The following is a 21100-nucleotide window of genomic DNA, read 5'->3' as shown; positions in this document are numbered from 1 at the left end:
AACACTGGTTTGCTCACTGCTGTTACTGTACCTCACTCGATTGAGAACCGCTATAATCTGTTCATTATCGAATTTATCTGTTGCTCCTCTATATTTAACAGAATCAAACAAAACACTCAGTGGAAAATGCCTTTGTGGAATAACTTGATCATCTTGTAGAGCTAAGAATTGGCTTTCTTGAACGCTCTCATCTGCTTCAAGGTCGAAATATATTTTGAGCCATCCACTATCTATAGATGGTTCTAATTCGGTCTGAAACACGGAAAACATTGAGGTGAGCCGTTGTTGACCATCCAATACATAATCTATAGGATAATCTTCCCTTGGCTCTGGAAGTTCAAACTGCCCAAGCTTCTTCTCTATAGCGAGCTTAGACTTAGTTCTCCAAAAAAGTAATGAGCCAAAAGGATATCTCTTATAAATGCTATCCATTAAGTATGCAACTTTATCCATTTCCCAAACAAAACCACGCTGAAAAGCAGGAATTCGGATGCCGCCGCTACTTACTGAGTCCAATAATTGCCTGATAGAGTATGGCTGGTATTCCATGCCTTTATATTTGTCCCCAGTATTTTAATCGCCAAGTATAGCATTTACATATGAAACGACAAGTTCAATCGACAGTGATGAAAACATCAAATTCTGATTCTGCAAGAGCAAGAAGCTGACCATTCTTTACTCCTGCCCATCCCATTTGTGGAACCGTTTTTACCTCACAACCCACGAACTCTCTCGCCAGCTTGCGATCAATACACTCATCCAGAAGGAGCTTCATTCTATGCCACCATGCCAACAAGCTGTTTTCCCGCCTCTTCTAGCAAGGCAATGACTTGCTCTCTAGCGACAGTTGGAAATCCATCTAAAAAATCGTTAATCGATTCTCCCGCTTTGAGATAGTCCAGAAGCGTCTGCACAGGAACCCTAGTACCAGCAAAAACTGGAGTGCCACCCATAATTTCGGGAGATGCACTAATGATTGAGGAACTCTTAAGCATAAGTCTTTGACCTCCAGGTTTTGTACTTACAGTTTATCAATTCTGGTGAAATGGAATCTTCTGGCATAGTTCCAAATCCGGCAAACAGCCCAGTCTAGTAATTCAAATGATTTGCTCCGTTGATTTGCTCCGCCAGCTTGGTATCAATCGCTCGGATTATATTTGTAGATGAGGGCGTGTGGCTACGATCGCACGAATTGATGAACCACTATCCAGCGATCTCATAGGTTGGGTTGATGCTTGGAATTTAACGACTTCTGCCAGTTCAGCGATCGCAGCCTAACGATCGCATGTACTGCATTCACACTTGTTAATTTACAGCAAGCAACAAATGCGTCGATGATCAAAATTAAGTTTACAAGAAAGCTAATCTTCTAATGCTAAAGGTATTACTTCTAACAACAATGTTGAGCGTAATATTGAATGAGGACAAAATTAATAGGAAAGAACAATTAATTACGTTCAAAATCGATCAGTGGAAGGACTTATAAAAGTAAAGTTTTAACCCCTATATAGCCATCATGGAAATTAGAACTATTACAATTCGCGTTAATGCTGAGGTCGCCCGCATCTTTGAGGCAGCTTCTGACGAACAGCGTCGTAAATTGGAGGCATTACTTAGCCTCAAGCTGACTGATGCGACTCGAAGCAAAAGACCTCTAGAGGAGGTGATGAGTGAGATTAGCCAGAATGCTCAAGCGCGAGGATTAACCCCAGAAATCTTAGACTCAATACATCATCAGTGGTGACAGAGATTTGCTCGTGTTAAACCCATTTCGTGATGTGCTGGTGATTACAGCAGACGAGTTCTTGAGAACGATCGAGCCTGAGTAGCGTTAAAAGATGAGTGGGAATGTTACGACAAAATCGTGGGTTTTCCCCACCGGACAGGGACTGAGAAACTTGGCATGATAGAAGAGTCAACAACAGGACAACCTAATGAAATTTCTAATTCAGCCGCTCTACAACTGGTATCGCGCTACGCTACGGAATTCTAAATATCGTTGGTTGATTATATTGGGTAGCTTACTCTACTTGGTCAGTCCTCTCAATGCTCTGACCGATCTATTGCCTATCTTAGGTTGGCTTGATGACGGAGTAGTTGCAACTCTGTTGGTCACAGAAGTCTCTCAGATTCTGCTCGAACAACTCAAAAATCGCAAATCAAAAGTCGATACAACTAACGCAGCTACAATCAGCTAACACTACACGCTCAGCAAACTTCAATCACACGGAAGGTGAACTATGTCTGATCCGATGAAAGACCAACTTTCAACCAATCTTCAAAAAGCAAAGACAGAAGGTGGAACGCGGGCAACTCGCATTCGAGATATTGTTTGGAATGCGTCGAGTCAGGCATTTGCTGAAGTGAAAGAAGGAGCAGGTACGCTAAGTGCGATCGCACAAAACACATTTGATACGGTCACGGTAAATCTAAGCGATGGCTCTCAACCAGCCGAAGAAACGAATCGAGCCACTTCACCTGATCTATTGACTAGCATTGTGATGCTGTTTACCGTGATTAAGGATCGACTCGTTACCCAACTGCGCGAGCCACTGGCTCAGGCTGACAGAACCTTAACCGAACGCTACAGCGATCGCTACATCGCTGGAAAGCAACGAGTGGGTCAAGCGGTGAGCTGGTATAAGAGCGCGCTTGAAACTGCCTCTTCTAATGAGTTTCAGCAGAAGCAAGCTGAGGCTGAACTAAAGGTTGGTAGAGCAGGCGCATTGGTTGCCAGGAAAGAACAGCAACTTCGTCAGCAGTTGAAGGCATTTTTGCAAAGCGCTGTTGCTAAAATTTGATAGCGTTGAAACTCATCAAGCCTTAATCTACTTTGGCGCGGAAACGAACAAATCCGTAGGAACTCGCAGGGGTAGCATTTACCGACGTGACGTTCCCGATTTGAAAGTAAGCCGCGCCTTTGTTATTATTTGTACCCTGACACGCCGTTGGAAAATTGGCTGTGTAGAAACCGCTACTAGGACCTACGCCCGAACCATCTGCGATCGCGGTTGTCGTTCCATTAAAATTCAACTGCAGTGAACCTGGAACATAACTTTGGTTAACAGGCACAAAGTCACAGATACTTGCATTTTGGGCTGTGCCTGCTCCATCGGATAAGAAGTAGATTGTATACTCTACTTCATCTTTGGGAGCGGGTACTCCAGGGTTAGGAGCCGGAATTTGGCTACCTGTAATAGCTCCTAGCAGATAAGCCGCGCTGCCCCCTGCCCAACCAGATGCGTTGTCATTGGGATCGGTCGCCAAATCATTATAACCACCCACTGTTTGTTTGGTGCTACCCGCTGCCGCCTTGGTGACGCCCGTAATTCGCTTCACTAACCGCAACCGAGGACCGATTGTTGTAACGGTAGGATCAGCGGCGGCAGGAGTGCTAGGGTCATTACTGTTGACGTTAGCAACTCCAGTGCTAGATACGATCGCTTGGTTCGATACAGTCGCCACTCCGTTTGGCAGGGGATCATTAATTTGAACTCGAAATTTAACCGTTGTGCTTTTATCAGCGGCTGTTGTTCCTAACGCGCCGCCTGCTATAGCAGTAGCTCCTGTCCCCAATCGAAACGTGATTTGAGAACCTGATATTTCTGCTTGATCATCTGCTGATGCGTCGGTTTTAGCGCCGCTATTGGCTCCAGTTGAAATTTGTAGTGTACTCGGAACGTAGGTAGTGTTCGTTGGGATAGCATCCTTTAGAACGACGTTGTTGGCATTAGTCGTAGCACTCGTATTAGTAATTGCGATCGTATACTCTAAAATATCTCCGGGAGTGGGAGTTTGGCTGGCTAGGGGAGTCGCGCCGCCAGATTTATCAGAATCGACTACCAACGCAACAGATTTATCTGCCGTCAAAGTTGATGGTGTAGCTTGCCTAAATCCAAAGTTTTGTTGAGTGACAGCACCATCAACAATATTGACCGTCAAATCATTAGGCGTCGTTAACGTGTCGCCAGCAGGCAAATCGGTATCGATATTATCAACTCGAATGCGATAAGTTCCATTCGCCAAATTGGTGAAGGTATAGCGTCCCTCATTGGTTGTATCCATGCTTTTGATCGGGTTGCCATTGTTATCTAAAAGGGTAACTTTAATATTTTTTAAAGTTGGCTCAGTGCTATCAAATGCTTGATTGTTGTTGTTATCTTCGTAAACTCTTCCTGAAACGTAAAATTTCTCGATCGCTAGTCCACCGCCTGCCATTAAGTCGATTCCACCCTGATTACTGGCACTACCAGTATTAGTTGGATATACAGACGAATTTTTCCAATCAATAAGACTAGAAGACGGAACTGACGCAATATCATTTGGAAAAATGGCATAGCCATAGACAGACTGATTAGAAACAATACCCAGTGTTGCATAAGAAACATAAACCCCTTTAACTGGTTGCGCATCGGTTTGTGCAGAAGGATGAAAAAGCGTTTCTGTGGCTTCTCGACGCAGAACTGTCGTTTTCTGCTGAAATGCAGTTCCAGTTCCCCAATTAGATGTTGCAACATTGACAACTGAACCAAATGCAGTTGGGGTTCCATTACTGTCAATCGCTGTAATTGCAGCAATCTTGAATTGATCATTTCCTCCACGTTCTATTACTAGAAAGCCAATTTTATCTAAGCTGTCGGGAAACATTACTCCATCTTGGATTATAAAATCGACTCGCTCGATGTTGTTACTGTTGCCATTCGTCTCGATATTATTAGAAAATAAGTTATCACTACCACGATTAATAAATTTACTCCGTAATGCTTCCTCCATTGTGCTGACAGTGGTTGTCGAAATTTTGTTGTTACCTGTAGAAGGAGATTCAAAAAAGATAATTTGTCTTTCTCCAGCAGCACTCACATTGTCATTGCGGCGAATCCTAACAAAATCAACTACATCCCTTGCAGAGTAGTTAGTCGACCCTGTACTGAATCCTGTAAGTTGACGATCCCCAATACCACCACTTACACCGAAGTCTACTGTAATATTTGCGCCACACGTATAGTTAGCAGGAGCACCTATTTGACAAGGAGCCGCTACGGTTGTGTTGATCGAGCTAGGCGTAGCTGGCACAGGAGCCGTGGCGAAACTTGTAACGCCCTCAACACCAGCAGAAATAGCAGGTTGAGCAATTGAAGCCGTAAGTGTCACTGCCAGAACGCCAAGAAGGTTTTTAGTACGCGATCGATTCATGACTTTTTTCATAACGAGTTGCTCCCCTGTTTGATCGCGGTTGACTGATCTACCCGAACTTCAGCAGCTTTTGATGGAGAGCTTTGTTGTGGTTGAGGAGTAGGCTTTTGCATCCCAAACCCGCTAAACAATTCATTTAGTTTGATTGTTAACCCCGCGTAGAATCCTCCTGCCGATCGCGAGCCGTCAAAGTCTCTGTCGCTCACCCGACCAAAGCTATAGCCCGCCGCCAAGCGCAAATTTGGCGTCAGATAGTAGCCCGCTTCTAACAAAACTCCAGTCTCACTATAGCCAGCACTCGATTGAGCAATCCGCCGCACTTCGCCCACCACATCCCAGCTATAGCCAAAGCGATAAGTCGCTCGCAGTTGTGCCAGAGAAACATCACCCGTTCCTGCTAGATCGCTGGCGAGGTAGGTTGTACTGTGACGCAATGCGTACTTACCGTAAAACTCCCAGCGCCAGTTCGGAGCGTAGATGCCTTCGAGCGCGATCGTACGGTCTTCTGTTCCCGTGCCACTGCCAAACAAAATCGTGTTGGGAATCGTAGACGGATTTTTACGGTACTCAAAGCGCAACAGTGCATTAAACTTATCATCGTTCGGATCGCGGTAGGCTAATCCCAGCTTGAGTTCCTTCGTGTCATCCAACCCAATCAGCGTCTGGTTGGCAGCATTGGCTTGCTGATAGCGAACCAACGCAGTTAACGCAGGTGATATCTTTCCCGTTGCGGCTGCCGAAATAACTGTGTTGTCTCCACCCGAAGAACTACGATGTTCGTAGCGTGCGCTTGCCTGAAACTCTTTACTTCCCGTATATTCCAGTCCTGCACTATAACTATCGCCACTTTGTAATCCTAGAGCAGATGCACTCTGCCCAACCGCAAACGGCTGAGCAAATCGAGTTCCCGCACCAGTATTGCCAAAAAAGCCGCCAAAGATATGTTCATACGCCAAATTCATTCGTAGCCCCGGCGCGATCGCTAATCCTTGGTTGACCCCGATCGCACCTTGGGTTGTCCAGCTATTTGCTCCACCAACAATGCCATAGCGAGCGTGCAGCGTGGTATCAGGCCCAAACTTATATTCACTGTTCAGACCCAGGGTTGTAATCGCTTGTCCGGCGTATTGCCCACGCGTGTAGAACTGTTGGCTCAGATCTAAACTGGTTCCCGGCATCACTGCCCAACTGAGGCCTAATCCTGTGCGATCACTGTACACCGCGTCAGTATCAGATGAAAGCGTCGTTTCATTCTGGGCTAGGAACGTGAGATTTTTTGCAATGGGTAGCGAGAGCCGCGATCGCAGTTGATCGGATGAGCCGCTAAATTCGGGAGAGAGTCGATCGGTGCGATCGCGGTGAAGCAGATCTACATTAAGCGCAGCACTACCAAACTGTTGCTGAACGCCGAGTGCAATCGTCGTCAGAGAATTATCGACTTGCGTACCAGGAATCGCTTCGGTTCGGGGAGCAAACAAATCTTGAAACGTATCAAGACGGCGAGGTGCAATGCCTGTATTGTCTTCGTGGTCATACTGTACTCGAAGTTTTGTAGTTGTAGAAACATTACCCGTTACCTCTGCCCCATAGCGCGTTTGCCCTGGCACAAAACTCACTGTTGCATCATTGGCAAATCCAGTATCGGTTCTTCGGTAATAGCCCCGCGCCTGAATGCCCGCTGCGATTTGAGCATTGGCTTCAAGTCGGTAAGCAGAACCGTTAACCAAACCGAGAACATCAGAGCGGTTGCTAGAGTGAGCATATTCTGCAATAACGCTACCATTGCCAAACGAGAACATGGCGTCTGAACCATATAGTTCAAAGTCCCGCACGCCTTGGCTTTCTCGCAGATAAGTTGCACCAATCCAACTCTCTTGCCCCAGTGTTTTAGAAAGGTGATAAACGGCACGACCTGCAAAAATATCGCTCTTATCGCCCTGCTGATTTTCGTATTGATAGGTCGTGACAATGCGCCGAACAAGAACCTGCCCAAGCGCATCAACGTCCGTTCTGAGAATCGGTTGTCTAAATAGCAGCGTTCCACGATCGTAGTCAATTTCATAATCAACCCCGCGATTCAGCGGCTTTCGCTCAAGCACTGTGCCCGGACGATTCAACTCTTCGGTTTCTAGAAAAACGTTCTCGCTCCCCCCAATAAGCAACCGCCGCGAGAGAAAGTAGAACCCACTCGTTCCATCAGGCGCGATCGTATCGCGCTGAAATCCTTGCACATTGTTGCCGTAGAACGCGCTCAGTTGGAGGTTCGCAATGTTGTAGTTAGACTTAAATCCGTGGAGTTGGCGCGAGGTCGCGGTGAATTGCTGCGATCGCGTCGCAAATTCCTCGGTATTGTAGTCACCCCACATAAAGTAATCAATACCATTCGTGCGAGGAGACGTGCGCTCTAGCTTCAGGAAAACGCTGTCGATTGAAGGAGTCAGCACATCGACTTTAGAACTATCGCCATACACCGGATAGTTCTGATCGCAAAATTGCTGAGCGCGAAATAGATAGGCTGTGCCATCGCAGGTTTCATTCAGAGCGCGATCGCTGTTGTAGGCTCCGGTCACGAGCCAGTCTCCTACCTTTCCTGTCGCAAAAACGGCTCCCCGACCCGCTAAGTGATAGTTGTTGTTGCCATCGGTCGGCAAAAAATCTCGAAAGCTGCGGTAGAAATCGGTGCCGCGTTTGCCAAACCGTAGATCAATCGACCCTGTAACCACTGAGGAACGCAAATCGGTTTCAAACTGAACTTGCGTAAACGCATCCAAGGCGTCTGTTTTGGCTTGAATTCGCACGGTTTGCGCTTGAATATTTGATCGCAGTGTCGCTCTAAATTCTCCTCCAATCGCTTTGATTTGATAGCCTGGTTGTTCGGGGCTAAAGTCGGGTTCGACAAATTCACCTGCGCTGGGGTTGAGAGTGACGATCGCATCTCGGCTGGAGCGGTTGCCACTGGCGTCGAGCAGTTCTCCGACAACAGTCACCGTCGATCGCCCATCTGCCGGAACTCGTGTCTCTAGTGTGCGAATTGATAATTGGTTCGCGACTCCCCGGACTTGAACTTTGATTGAAGATGTTTCTTCAACTTTACCATTGACTAAAGTTTGCGCTGTGATGGTATTATCGCCATCTTGTAGCGTTACACCATACCAGGTTTGGGTGATTTGCTTATTTTGCTGATCGGTTTCGGTCCGACCAATCAGCGCAGCATTCACAAGAGTTCCGTTTACCCGTAGTTCAACTTGATGTTCGAGCGCATACTTTAGAACAACAGTGGTTGAAGGTGCATCTGCGATCGCATTTGCAGTTGGAGACACGATTGTGAGAAACGGCGCTTGAAAAGGCGTTACCTTAACCGTTGGAGAAGGTTGAACGGTGGGAGATGCTTGTACAACAGGTTGAGGCGTTAGGGTAGGCGACGCCACGGGAGTCGCCGCCATTCCTCTAGACGAGAGCAGCAGCAAGCCGATTGCTTCAGTTATCAGCAGCCCTAGTAGACAAGCGGTAAACGATTTTTGAACTGTCTTCATGGTTTACCTGCCTGCGATGCTACGGGCGTGACCGCAAAATTCATTCGTGCCAATCCACTCGGTTCGAGGCGCACTAAGCGGGATTGACTGTTCCGTTCTTTGATGTAGCGATTAGGGGCAAAGGTATAGCCAGGAACGCTGCTGAGATCTAAAACACCCGTTCGACTGCCTGCAATCACGTTTGCAACGGAGAAAATGCCGTTGACATCGGTTGTGATGCGCGTGCCATCATCTAGGAACACGATCGCATTCGGAATTCCTCGTTCTCCTGGCTGTTGTTCACCGTCAAAGTTCTTATCGTCAAACACTCGTCCGATCAGCGTTCCACAATCAGATAGAATGCCAGGACGAATACGAATACGATACTTAGAAGGTCCGTCTCGAAGAACAGCGTTAGTGTCAGATCTACGAACGCTAACACTCGCAAGATTTTCGCCTGAGCCTCGCACTGAGTCAGGACTAAGTTGAACTGCATAAGCAACGTTTAGTACACCCTCTGGAGGAATGCTGCCATTGGATCTGAACGTAACCGTTGAACCAGCCTGAGTTGCTGAAATGACAACTGTATTTCCTGCCAATTCACCCCGAATGCTTTTAGGCAGAAAGACAAATCCTAGTGGCAACTGATCAACAATCTCGATTTGATTGCTAGCAACGGTGTTTAAGTTCCGCACCGAGAGGCGATAGATCACTGTATCGCCCGGTTCTGCGGCGGCGCGATCGGCGGTCTTGGTAATTTGAACGGGCTGAGATGCACCCACGCAAATCGGGCGATCGAGCAAACTTAGTGCCGAGAGCGTGAGTCCTGTTCCGGCTGCATTACTAATCGCTACCGTTGTTGAGAACGTCGCTGGATCTCCGTCCAGACTGATGCCTCTACCATCTAATGCTGTTGCTGTGTACGAAACCGTATTCGCAACATCATCTCTTGCTGTAATTACAATCCGAATTTGACGTTGACTGTAGCGATTCAGAGTTGTAGGCGGACTGACGATCAAAATGTAGCGTTTACCGACTTCAATCTGTCCGTTGCTACGATTGAGAAAGAAGTTATACGCTCCCTTTGGCTCGTCATTTGCAAGAAAGAAAGGATTGCTATTTTGAAGGTTAGGCGGCGCACCTGTAAAACTCGTTCCCGCTCCTGTTCTAGTGAGTGAAACCAATGCCATAGGCATATCGTTCGCACTCGCGTCATACAGTCCGGCGCTAAACCCAGCATAATCTGGCAAAACTTCTCCCCCACAGCCTCGAATTCGCCCAAACGGATCAACTAACTCCTGCTTCAGTTGATTGGTTGTCCCTGAAACAGTATTTTTTTCTGCATCTTGGAATGAATAGGAGGCAGTGTTGAGAATATCTGTAGCAGCTTTCACAGCTACAGGTTGGAAGAGAATACTGGAGAGAAGTAACGCCGTTAGAAGACGACTTCGTTTGCGGTGAAACATGGGGGAGCCAAATCGGGTAGGAGACTGCGGACTGACGAAGCAGTAGAACAATCGCTCGTCAAACTGATATAGGCGTTCTGAGGCTGTAGCACCCAACATCTTCTGGTGAGGATAGAAGAGTGTAGGGAGGCCAAACCACCTCCCTAACCTTGAGAAAAACTAGCGGACTTTGACTTGATAGGCTGCGATCGCACTAGCGTTGGGTTTGAGATCTTGGCTCATCGTCCAACGCACGTGACTATAGGCTTCTGCTGGCGCAGGGCGCTCTTCCACCTTGCCGTTGGGCAGCGTCACTTTAACAACGGGACGCGCCACAAAGGTTTTGCCCTGATCAATGCTGTAGGTCGCGGTAATGCCTTGGGCAATGGTCGCTGAATCTAGCTGATAGACCGTTCCTTTAGGCACAGGCTGCGTGACTGCAAACTTCTTGGCTTCACGATTGCCTTCGTTTTTACCCGTCACGGTAAACCGGAAAATATCGCCCGGTTTGGCTTGCGCCTTGCCATTCATCGGCTGCCAAGTTGCGATGGTTTTGCCCTGCTGATCTTTTTTCACAACTTGCTGATCTACCACCAGATGTAGATTGATCTTCGGTTGTGTCAGAACATTTTGCGCGATTTCTACGAAGTTGCGCGTTGAGCCAATTGCTGAACCGTTGAAGATCTGCGCGATTGCAGGGGAGCCATTTAGCGGAAGTGCTGAGAGTGCGATCGCGGCACCTACACTCAATATCCAATACTTTTTCATGATTAATCCTTGTGACTGCAACAACTCAAATTTCGGCTTCTTCAAGCTCCGTTCATCCTTGCCAAAGCCATTTCCTTTACTTGATCGTTCGCTGGAAGATGAACGCACCTCCTGCAGAACCAGGCGCGACAGACGATACGGTATCGGTATAGGTCTGGATGTCTACCGGAGTGCCACTGGTTGTCACCGCGATCGCTCCACCTGGATCGACTGCGGAACCATTACTGCCGTTCGTGGCGTACTTCTGATCAAACGTGGTCGTAAACCAAGTGTTGGTTCCAGCACTGCCATCCTCAGTAATCACCAGATTATTAGCAGGTAAGGTAACGCTGTTCGTTCCACCGCTCGTCGAGATGTTTTTGTAGGTGATGCGATACTCGATAATTCTGCCTGGAACCGCGGCAGCACTAAGATCCGCCTGATCGGTTGTAAATGTACCTGCCGCACCCGCAACTGGCGTTCCATTCGGTTCTAGCATTCGCGCTTCTTTCACCAGGCTGACATAGTTGGTGTAGAGACGATCAATGGTGATGTTACTCGGCTCGTTGGCTGGGCTACCATCATTATTTGTATCGATAAACGCCGTAATTGGAACTGGGAAACCTGTCAGTTGAGGCGCATCAGGCAAATCGATTGTGACCTTGTAGTTAGCTGTGCTATTGCCTGCAATGGTCAACTTCACCGGACTGGTAGCTGTGGCTCCTGTACCTGATACAAAAGCGAATCCGCCTGCTGAAGTGTAGTTATAGAGAGCATTATTGCCCGTTGCCGGATCGGTAATGGTTACCTTGGTGTTGTCTGGTATTGCCGTTGTAACATCTGGAGGCGTTGGCAACAGAGAAATCATTGCCGAGCTTGCACTAGTATTTTGAGCGGTGTTGTCAAACGTAACTGCTGGCGTTTGAGCATCTGTTAATGGCGTGTCTGGCGATAAACCAGGCGGAACAACAATTGATTTGTTGGTGTAATCATCGTTATTGCTAGTTGGTCCAACTGCACCGGGTTGTCCGAATGGACCGTTGAGAGGTGTTGCCGCGATCGTATATATCGTGTCTTCCCCCCCTGCTGGTTTAGTTCCAGCACCCACACCCGCATCTACACCTTGGTTCGTGTTACCTGCGATCGCCGGATCGGTTCCAGTTCCTGGATCCATCCCATCCGCAGCAGGATTAGCAACCCCATCACTAATGCCGCCATTGGCAGCAGAAGTTCCGCCAGTAGTTGCATCAGGGTTACTACCAGCTAAGCCATTGTTCGCCGTTTGGTCACCCGACTCGTCATATACAATCTGCGTCGGTGTTCCGGGTACAACAGCGCCGGGTTGAGACTGACCAAAGACCTGAGCAATATTGGCAATTTGTCCACCTGTAAACGAACCCATTGGAGTGAGGTCGAAGGCAAAGCCAGAAATGGTGTTTCCTACTCCAACCGTTCCTCTAGAAATTGGAGTGGTAGTAGTGTCATAGATGAAGCCGACTCGCGTGATAGGTGCCCCGGCTGTGGGTCGAGTGGTTGTCCACTTTGCCTTGAGTGCCGTTGTGGTCACAGGATCTTGGGTATAGACTGGCATCCATCCCCCAGGTGCAGGAGTGGGAGCGGTTGCACCGAGCTGTAAGCCAGCAGGAATCGCATCGGAAACAAGCACGTAAGGCTTGGTAGTGATGTTGTCAACATCTAGCTGAGTACCGTATAGATCGGATGCGACTAGTCCAGTTGGAGGAGTCGTAGGATTCTCGACTCGTAGTGCTAGCCGATAAGTGAGAACGTCATCTGTAAGCACGCTTGGCGTGTTGTTGTTGGCGTAGCTGCCCACTGCTTTAAGGACAGATGCAAAGGCTTGCTGTCGAGCATTGACCACAATAGGAGCGCTAGTCGCCATTGCTTCCCGCACTCCAGGATTGGTCTCATTTGTTTCGCCGCCAACTTCTACCTCATTGTCTACGGTGTAAACGTCTTCCGTCTCAACGCTGCCTGTGCGGTCTTGGTTCTGTCCATCGGCAGGAGCCGTTTTACCTAGTGATACGGTGAGCGTGTCTCCTGCGATCGCAGTTCCCAACACCTTAATCGGTACGCGAACTTTAATTGTTCCTGTTGTCCCTGTTCCTGGATTTGCAGGCAATGACCCTTCGGTGGCTCCGGTTCCCAGCAAATTGCCTGTCGTGTCCCCAGCAGTGGGAACATCTTTAAACGTTCCTAATGGTGCGCCGTTTAATTCAACGATTTGAATGTTTCCGTTTTGGCTAAATTTGGTGGGGTTGGAGAGCGTAGCAACACCTGGAATAAAAAACTGCGTCGGATCATTTCCTGTGTTGGTAATCAGGAATTCTACATAGAGCGTGTCTCCAGCATTTGGAGCCGCCACGCTCGGAGGTTGAGCCGTTACGGTAATTCCAGCAATTTCAGAAACGACGATCGTAACCTCATTAGAGGTCGTGTTATAAGTCGTGGTTCCATCTGTAAATGTACCTGTTGCGGTATTTCTGATCTCTTCTCCAGCGGCTGTGCCACCAGCTAGAACGGGAGCAGTCATGGGAAAGGTACTGCCAATTGCAACTGCGGCTAACACATACCGCCAGCGTGAATGTAGAGATTTCATACGGGTAGATCGAAGTAATAACAGTCAGAAGCAAAGCTGTTAAAACTAAAGGGCACCAAGACGTATCGTTCGGTCTTCAGATGTTAAGAAGTAAATTTCTAATCTCCATTAGAAGTCGGAGGTTGAAGATACTCCTTTAGAAGGAGGACACGAGTAAATGAAACGAATAGCTCAGTAGTTAGAACTAGGGTTAGACTGCCCTAAATTTCAGCGATGAACACATTGAGATGAAACGTCCATCGCCTTCTCAGCGATCTCACTGAGAAAAAGTAGCAAAATATACTTTAGGTTCAATGTTGCGACGCATTGCTCCGACACGACAAATTAACGCACCGCAGGGATCGTGCGTCCAAGGCTATACAGAAAAATTTAGGGAAATTACTTAGACAAGGCAGATCAGATCTAACTCTTTAAAGCGCGTACTGACTACAGGTGGGACGTTTGTGTACAGCACATCAGGTTTCACCTCGTAATTCACTAAGAACAGTCCCTTTCAGCAAAAAACAGCGCGCGATCGCGCGCTTCCATCAGTGCCGCTATGCCAAGCAGTGGTGTAGAAAGCCCATGCAAAAGCAGACTGTCTTTATCAAATGCTCTGCCTACCTCAGCACCAGAACGTGGCGCTTAAACAGAACCATCTTCTAGAAAGTTGGGTTTAGGATGCTGTTCTGAAGTTGCAGAATCATCAGAAAAAGAAGAGCGCTCTGTCGATCGCGACCCACCACTGGGCGAAGTCAATCGAGACTCCGCTCCACTATTATGGGTTGCAAACTCGCGTTCAGATGAGGTAGGTGGCGTAGGCGGATCATGGGGATCGCGTCGTCGACGGCTAGAAATCGACTCATACAGACTCTTAATCACCACATAGAGAACAGGGACTAAGAGAAAACTCAAAATGGTTGCTACGAGTAGACCTCCGAAAACTGCCGTTCCTAACGACCAGCGACTCGCAGAACCCGCTCCGGATGCGACGACGAGAGGGAAAAATCCAACTAGTGACGCCGAAGCCGTCATCAAAATCGGACGAAATCGTTGTTCAGAGGCATGCTTCGCGGCTTGCACAATCGACATTCCTTCCTCTCGCGATTGATTGGCAAACTCCACAATTAGAATGGCATTTTTACTTGCCAAACCAATCAGCATCACTAGGGCAATCTGGCAGTACACATCATTCTGCAACCCTCTTAGCGCCACAAATGACATGGCTCCTAAAATAGCCAAGGGAACCGTTAATAGAATAATCAACGGATCAACATAGTTTTCGTACTGAGCCGCTAACACTAAGAAAACAACAACAATACTCAACCCAAAGATCAGCAGCGTTTGACCACCCGATTTAAGTTGCTCAAGCGCAAGTCCCGTCCAAGCATAATCGAGATCGCTTTGACCTTGAGTGACCTCTGTAAACGCTTGTTGCATTGCCGCGATCGCTTCTCCAGAACTCCGACCCGGTGCAGGACTACCCTGAATTTTAATCGTGCGGAACAAGTTGAAGTGACTGATAACCTGCGGACCAGAAATCTGTTTTAAAGTCGCGATCTCACTCAGACGAACTAGCTTATTGTCCCGAGAGCGGACTTGAATTTGACGAACATCATCGGGCGAACTACGATATTTTGCATCTGCCTGAACATAGACGCGGTAGTTGCGCTGAGCGAAGGTGAAATCATTGACGTACCGACCTCCCATAAACGCACCTAATGTGCTGACCGCTTGACCATAGTCAACGTTTAGAGCTTCTAGCTTGTCGCGATCGAGATCTATCTGAATCTGGGGTGTACCCGTCGTGAATTGTGTGAAGACCCGTTGCAGCACAGGATTTTGATTAGCTTTGGCAATAATCTGCTGAGCCGTTGCTGCAAAATCATCAATGCTGAGTTTACCGACTGACTTATCGAGTAACTGAAGCTCAAACCCACCCGTGCTGCTGAATCCAGGTACAGCGGGAAGATTAAAGGCACTGATAATCGCCTCTTGATTTTTACCAACCTCTTGGTTTAAGCGCCCCACAATCGTCGCGACTGAGTGCTCTTGACCATGCCGCTCTTCCCAAGGCTTGAGCCGGACAAAAAAGGCTCCTTGGTTAGGCCCACTGCCATTGAGACCAAAGCCCGGAATTAGCACATAGGTCTCCACCTCCGGCATTTGTGACAGCGTATCAGAGACCGTTGCCGCTACTTTTTCGGTGTAGCTGAGCGGCACGCCATCGGGAGCTTGAATAATGCCGAGAAACAAGCCCTGATCTTCATCGGGGACAAATCCGGAGGGCACGGAAGTGTACACCATTACGGTAGCCGCTAAACCCAGAACGAACACTCCTACGACTAGCATTCGCACTCGAATTAATCGATTCACCAAACTGCGATAGCGATCGATAACCCAACCAAAACCTCGATTAAATTTACGGAAGAACCAAGCCAGCGGACCTCGTCCCTCTGAATCCGTCTGACGCAAAAGAATGGCAGAGATACTCGGCGTAAAAGTGAGCGCATTGAACGTAGAAATTGCGATCGCAAAGGCAATAATGAGCGCAAACTGCCGATACATAATTCCGGTTGATCCGGGCAGAAACGAGACAGGGATGAACACCGCCATCAGCACCAATGACGTTGCAACCACAGCCCCTGATAATTCCTGCATTGCTTCGACTGAGGCTTGACGAGCATTTAACCCCTGCTCCATCTTTGCTGTAATGTTCTCAACTACGATAATGGCATCGTCTACAACAAGACCTGTTGCTAGAACAAGTCCAAACATCGTGAGATTATTAAGAGAGAATTTAAACGCCAACGCAAACGCCAACGCGCCGATCAGGGATACGGGAATAGCAATGACCGGAACAATCGTAGTCCGCCAATTCTGTAAGAAAACAAAAATGACCAGAATAACGAGAACGATCGCAATAATCAGAGTATTAAATACATCCTCGATCGATACTTCAATATACGGAGTCGTGTCGTAGTTGATAACATACTTCAGCCCCGGCGGAAAATTTTTCTCTAGTCCAGCCATCGCTTCTTCAAGCGCTTTGGCAACTTCCAACGCATTACTTCCAGGAAGCTGATAGAGCAAGAGCGCCACGCCAGGTTTTCCTCTAATTAGGGCAGAAGTCGTGTAATCCCTCGCGCCAAGCTCAGCCCGACCAATATCCTTAAGCTTGACCAAGGCACCGTCTGATTGGCTTTTAAGAACTAAATTCTCAAACTCAGTTACGTCTTTCAATCGGCTATCGACCCGCAGCGTAAAGGTATACGCTTGGTCATCCGGAGCAGGAGCCTGCCCCACTGCGCCTGCTCCGACCTGAACATTCTGAGAGGTGAGCGCATTGGCAACATCGGTGGTCGTCAATCCTCGACTTGCAAGTGCATTCGGGTCGAGCCAAAGTCGCATTGCATACTGCCGCTCTCCCACGACGCGCACATCGCCAACTCCCGGAATGCGTTTGAGGGGATCAATCACATATAGATCAACATAGTTACTAATAAAGGTGCTGTCGTACTCTTTGTTTTCACTAAAGAATCCGTATACTTGCAGAATACTAGTTGATCGCGATAGCGTTGTTACTCCCGTTTGTCTCACCGCATCGGGAAGCGTGGGTTGCGCGATCGCAGCCCGGTTTTGCACGTTGACCTGGTTGATGTTGCGATCAGTGCCCGTCTCAAAGTAGGTCGAGACAGAACTAGCGCCATCATTGCTGCTGGTTGAAGAAATATACGCCATTTTCTCCACCCCGTTCACCTGACGCTCGACGGGCGTGGTAACGGTTTCTTCAACGGTTTCAGCATCCGCGCCAATATAGGTTCCAGAAGTAATAATCTGAATAGGCGCAATGTCTGGCAAGCTATTGATCGGCAGTAGGGGAATCGCGATCGCGCCAGCCAGCAAAATCAGCAGCGTACAAACCGTAGACAGAACGGGTCGTTTGATAAATGCATCCGAGATCGATAGGATGACCATAGGTAATTCCTAAGATTGGGGCTGAACCGGAGAACCGTCGCGCAACTTCAGCGTGTTGGAAACCGCAATGCGATCGCCTGCTTTGATACCCTCTGTCACTTGATAACTGTCGCCCTGCACATCGCCGAGCTTGACGGGACGTTGATGAGCAACTTGGCGCGGTTCGCCTTGAGACGTATCCTCATCCACCGCAAACACAAAGCTTTGTCCGCCGATGCGAGTTACGGCAGTCGTTGGAATCAAAATGCCCGGACTTTGGCTCCACAGCACCTTCGCCCGCACATATTGTCCGTCTCGCAGCTTTCGCTCTGGGTTGGGAAAGCGAGCCTTGACTAAAATTGACTGAGCGCCAGATTCAATTTGGGGAGAAATAAAATTAATGTTTCCCCTGGCCAAAGACTGGTTGGTATTGGGATCGATCAAATCGACAGGCAACCCGATGCGGAGTTTGGATTGGTCATTGGAGGGAACCGAAATTCGCATGTCAAGGGCGTCGTTTTGAATAATCGTCGTTACCGTTTGCCCCGTGTTGACGTAATCTCCGACTTTGACCGAAAAATCTCCTACCACTCCGTTAATGGGAGCAGTGACATCCTTTTGATTGAGACTGACTCTGGCAGCAGCAGTCTCTGCCTCAGACTCCTTAACCCCTGCTGCAAACTGATTGACATTTGCTCTGGCGGCCCCGACTTGCTTGGTTGCTGCTTGCAGGGTTGCGATCGCGGCATTGAGATCATTTCGGGCAACATCGAGTTGACGTCTAGGCTGTGCGCCGACTGCCACAAGCTGCTGAGTTCGGTTAAAATCGGCTCGCTTAAGCTCTACATCAGAGGCTGCTTTCACTCGGTCGGCTTCGATCGCTTGCAGTTGCGCTTCAGAACTATTCAGAGCGGCTCTCGCAGAATTTGTAGCAGCGTTGGCTTTCAGGACATCGGCCTGAGTTTGATCGAGACTGAGGGAGAAGATTTGCTTCCCTTGCTGAACGCGATCACCACTCGCCACAAAAACACCTTCTACTCGCCCCGGAACCTGCGGCTGCAACGAAACTCGGCTTAAAGCTTCAAGCGATCCCACAAACTCAGCGCTATCTTCAACTTGACCTGACTCTACAGTTTGAACCTTAACAGGAAGCGCAGGAGGAGCCTTGGCTGAAGCAGAAGGGTCACTCTTTTTGCAAGCGGTGACTGAAACAGTGACGAACAAAGCAAGGAGGAGCGGCTTCAGCGATCGCTGAAAGAGAGGGATTTTCAGCATTTTTAGGTAAGCGTTTTTGAGAGGATCCCACACACATTAAGAAAAGTACATATAGCAAAAGAGGTAGGTTCTTACGTGCTTATCGAGGTGTGGTTTGGCGACTGCCATTAGTTTCAGAGTGCCTCTATAGGAAGATGTCTCACGAACTAACTACAGCAACAATAGTTACAATCGATCTTAATGTTGCGTAACAAACCTTCGATCCCGGAAATTGGTTAGAGTGCGAACTAGTTTAACAGTGTACACCATCATGTCAACCGCCTCTGCACAATAAATCCTCATCAATAAACACTCATCAAGCCGTAATTTATTTCATAGATTCTGCAATGGCAAAAGCTACACATTGGCATTCATGGCAACGCGCTATTGTGCAAAACGTTAAAGGGCAAAATTCTAAAGAAGCGTCGATCAAGCTTCTTGCCACAGTCGGAATAGTGGCAAATCTGGCGGCATGTCAGCCAAGCTTCCATCACTCAACAACAGGTGAGCAGGCGGCGACAGCAGCTCAGCCAAGCTTTAAGCCTGATGAATTTGGGACTCTGCAAGATCAAGGACGGCAACGAACCTATTACTTGCATACGCCGCCAAATTATCAGTCTGCCCGTCCCATACCCCTTGTGTTAGCTTTTCATGGCTCCGGTCAGCAAGGCAAACCCCTCGCAGATCTCACGGGTCTGAATCAGTTAGCAGACCAACAGGGCTTTATTGTTGCTTATCCTGACGGCATTGAGAAGAAATGGAATGTGTCTGGCAAAGCCACTACAGGTGAAGATAATGTAGCATTTGTCGATGCTCTCTTGGCCCACTTAAAGCAAATTCGCGCGATCGACACTCGCCGAATTTATGTCACGGGCATCTCAAACGGAGGCATTTTGGTGCAAAAACTCGCGTGTCAACGTCCTCAAGAAATTGCCGCGTTTGCAACCGTTGCGGCCTCTCTTCCCCATCAGTTTACGCCGACTTGCCAAACTAAAACTCCGATTTCTCTGATTATGATTAATGGCACGGCAGATGCGGTTGTGCCGTGGAATGGTGGTTCGCCTCCTAAAGTACAAGTCGGTCGGCAACTCTCGATCCCGCCTATTCCCGCCGTGATCAATTTTTGGCAACAGCGTGATGGATGCACATCTCCAGCCACGACTCAAACAAGCCAGAACGATCGCGTTGAAATTTCCCGTTATGCCAATTGTCGCGCTGGGTCAGAAGTGGTGTTAGTTGCCCTAAAAGGAGCAGGGCACGTTTGGACGAAAGGCGGACAGTCGGCATTTCCAGATTCGGGACAGATGGTTTGGAACTTTTTTCAGCGCCATTCGCTCTAACGAAACTGTTTAAAGCTGTTTTAGAAGCGCAACATTCGTTTTTCAATAAATCTTTGGTGAGGTGACTAGCGCTATACGAATATGTAAGGGTGAGGGAGATAGTCCTTTGGAGGTATGCCTAGTTTTATGAGTGCATTAATTCAACAGATTCAAGCGAGTTTGCTTAACTTAATTGGTGATGGAGTCCGCTTGCTGCCAGGATATTTGACGGCGATCGCAGTTCTGCTCTTCACTCGCTACCTCGCACAATTTGTGAGACGGATGATGAGTCTTGGGACAAAACGTGCACTCCGAAGTCAATCGTTGCAGTCGCTGTTCACTCAACTTAGCTATGTTACTACTTGGATTGCTGGAATTTTAGTGGCTTGTGTCATTTCAATTCCAACGATGCGCTTAGGCGATGTTATTGGATTGTTAGGACTAAGTTCTGTTGCAATCAGTTTTGCGTTCCAGGATATCTTCAAAAACTTTTTGGCAGGCATTTTATTACTGTTAAACGAACCGTTTCGACTCGGTGATCAGATTATTGTTGATGATTATGAAGGAACGGTTGATGAAATTACCATTCGAGCCACGCAAATCCGTACCTACGACGGAGAGCTAGTAGTTATTCCTAACGCCCTTGTGTTTACAAGTCCAGTTCATGTTTTAACGGCGTTTCCCCATCGCCGCACGGATTTAGAAATTGGCGTTCACTATGAAACAAATTTACCTGAGGCAGTCCAGACGCTCTACCAAGCCTTGTTAGAAGTAGAAGGCGTTCTGCCAAAACCAACTCCTGAAGTCGATGTCGTGAGCTTTGGCGATAGCTCGATCAATCTAATAGCACGGTACTGGACGTTACCTCAGATTATGCACGTCAGGCAAACGAAAAGTCGAGTCATCATGGCACTGAAAGCGACGTGCGATCGCGCTAACATCAACATCCCGTTTCCGATTCGGACGCTGCAGTTTGAAGTTCCAAAGGAATTGACACTAACAAAGGGAGGCACGTCGCTGGATCAAGTTGCTCATCAGGATGGCTAAATCCTACGGAGACTGGAGCTTATTGAGTCT

15 protein-coding genes are annotated in these 21100 nt (G+C 48.1%); 5 read left to right on the top strand and 10 right to left on the bottom strand.

Annotated elements, in window-relative coordinates:
* The 3 genes from AC5JLB_RS21950 to AC5JLB_RS21940 all read right to left on the bottom strand — a co-directional run.
* Window positions 1-549 (bottom strand): DUF262 domain-containing protein (locus AC5JLB_RS21950; RefSeq protein WP_495875953.1); only part of this gene is annotated, 549 nt, incomplete at its 3' end.
* 64 nt (window positions 550-613) lie between these two features.
* Window positions 614-775, bottom strand: coding sequence for a DUF5615 family PIN-like protein (locus AC5JLB_RS21945; RefSeq protein ID WP_495875952.1), 162 nt, complete (start codon window positions 773-775; stop codon window positions 614-616).
* Window position 776: 1 nt separating this feature from the next.
* A complete protein-coding gene (locus tag AC5JLB_RS21940; protein ID WP_495875951.1) occupies window positions 777-995 on the bottom strand; it encodes a DUF433 domain-containing protein in 219 nt (72 codons plus the stop codon).
* 521 nt (window positions 996-1516) lie between these two features.
* Here AC5JLB_RS21940 and AC5JLB_RS21935 point away from each other — a divergent pair.
* From AC5JLB_RS21935 to AC5JLB_RS21925, 3 genes are all read left to right on the top strand, one after another.
* On the top strand, window positions 1517-1744 hold the full coding sequence (locus AC5JLB_RS21935) for a hypothetical protein (RefSeq protein ID WP_495875950.1): 228 nt from the start codon (window positions 1517-1519) through the stop codon (window positions 1742-1744).
* 190 nt (window positions 1745-1934) lie between these two features.
* Window positions 1935-2198, top strand: a complete 264-nt coding sequence (locus AC5JLB_RS21930) for a YkvA family protein (protein ID WP_495875949.1) — start codon at window positions 1935-1937, stop codon at window positions 2196-2198.
* Window positions 2199-2240: 42 nt separating this feature from the next.
* A complete protein-coding gene (locus AC5JLB_RS21925) occupies window positions 2241-2801 on the top strand; it encodes a hypothetical protein (RefSeq protein WP_495875948.1) in 561 nt (186 codons plus the stop codon).
* A 22-nt stretch (window positions 2802-2823) separates the two neighbouring features.
* Here AC5JLB_RS21925 and AC5JLB_RS21920 read toward each other — a convergent pair whose 3' ends face one another.
* From AC5JLB_RS21920 to AC5JLB_RS21890, 7 genes are all read right to left on the bottom strand, one after another.
* The gene (locus tag AC5JLB_RS21920) at window positions 2824-5205 is read right to left on the bottom strand and encodes an SdrD B-like domain-containing protein (RefSeq protein ID WP_495875947.1); all 2382 of its coding nucleotides are present in this window, start codon (window positions 5203-5205) and stop codon (window positions 2824-2826) included.
* A complete protein-coding gene (locus AC5JLB_RS21915; protein WP_495875946.1) occupies window positions 5202-8726 on the bottom strand; it encodes a TonB-dependent receptor in 3525 nt (1174 codons plus the stop codon). The genes AC5JLB_RS21920 and AC5JLB_RS21915 overlap by 4 nt, the downstream gene beginning before the upstream one ends.
* A complete protein-coding gene (locus AC5JLB_RS21910; protein ID WP_495875945.1) occupies window positions 8723-10270 on the bottom strand; it encodes a hypothetical protein in 1548 nt (515 codons plus the stop codon). The genes AC5JLB_RS21915 and AC5JLB_RS21910 overlap by 4 nt, the downstream gene beginning before the upstream one ends.
* A gap of 60 nt (window positions 10271-10330) precedes the next feature.
* Entirely contained in the window at window positions 10331-10918 is a 588-nt protein-coding gene (locus AC5JLB_RS21905; protein ID WP_495875944.1) for a hypothetical protein, read from the bottom strand.
* A gap of 76 nt (window positions 10919-10994) precedes the next feature.
* A complete protein-coding gene (locus AC5JLB_RS21900) occupies window positions 10995-13514 on the bottom strand; it encodes a beta strand repeat-containing protein (RefSeq protein WP_495875943.1) in 2520 nt (839 codons plus the stop codon).
* 624 nt (window positions 13515-14138) lie between these two features.
* Entirely contained in the window at window positions 14139-17471 is a 3333-nt protein-coding gene (locus AC5JLB_RS21895) for an efflux RND transporter permease subunit (RefSeq protein ID WP_495875942.1), read from the bottom strand.
* A gap of 9 nt (window positions 17472-17480) precedes the next feature.
* A complete protein-coding gene (locus AC5JLB_RS21890; protein WP_495875941.1) occupies window positions 17481-18725 on the bottom strand; it encodes an efflux RND transporter periplasmic adaptor subunit in 1245 nt (414 codons plus the stop codon).
* Window positions 18726-19051: 326 nt separating this feature from the next.
* Here AC5JLB_RS21890 and AC5JLB_RS21885 point away from each other — a divergent pair, with 326 nt between their 5' ends.
* Together AC5JLB_RS21885 and AC5JLB_RS21880 are read left to right on the top strand one after the other, a co-directional pair.
* Window positions 19052-20044 (top strand): extracellular catalytic domain type 1 short-chain-length polyhydroxyalkanoate depolymerase, encoded by a 993-nt coding sequence (locus tag AC5JLB_RS21885; RefSeq protein ID WP_495875940.1) that lies wholly within the window; start codon window positions 19052-19054, stop codon window positions 20042-20044.
* A 126-nt stretch (window positions 20045-20170) separates the two neighbouring features.
* Window positions 20171-21070, top strand: a complete 900-nt coding sequence (locus AC5JLB_RS21880) for a mechanosensitive ion channel family protein (RefSeq protein ID WP_495875939.1) — start codon at window positions 20171-20173, stop codon at window positions 21068-21070.
* Window positions 21071-21100: the final 30 nt, after the last annotated feature.

It is taken from the genome of Myxacorys chilensis, assembly GCF_059505265.1.
Note: the sequence above shows the minus strand (reverse complement) of the source record. Positions and strands in the feature narration are given on the sequence as shown.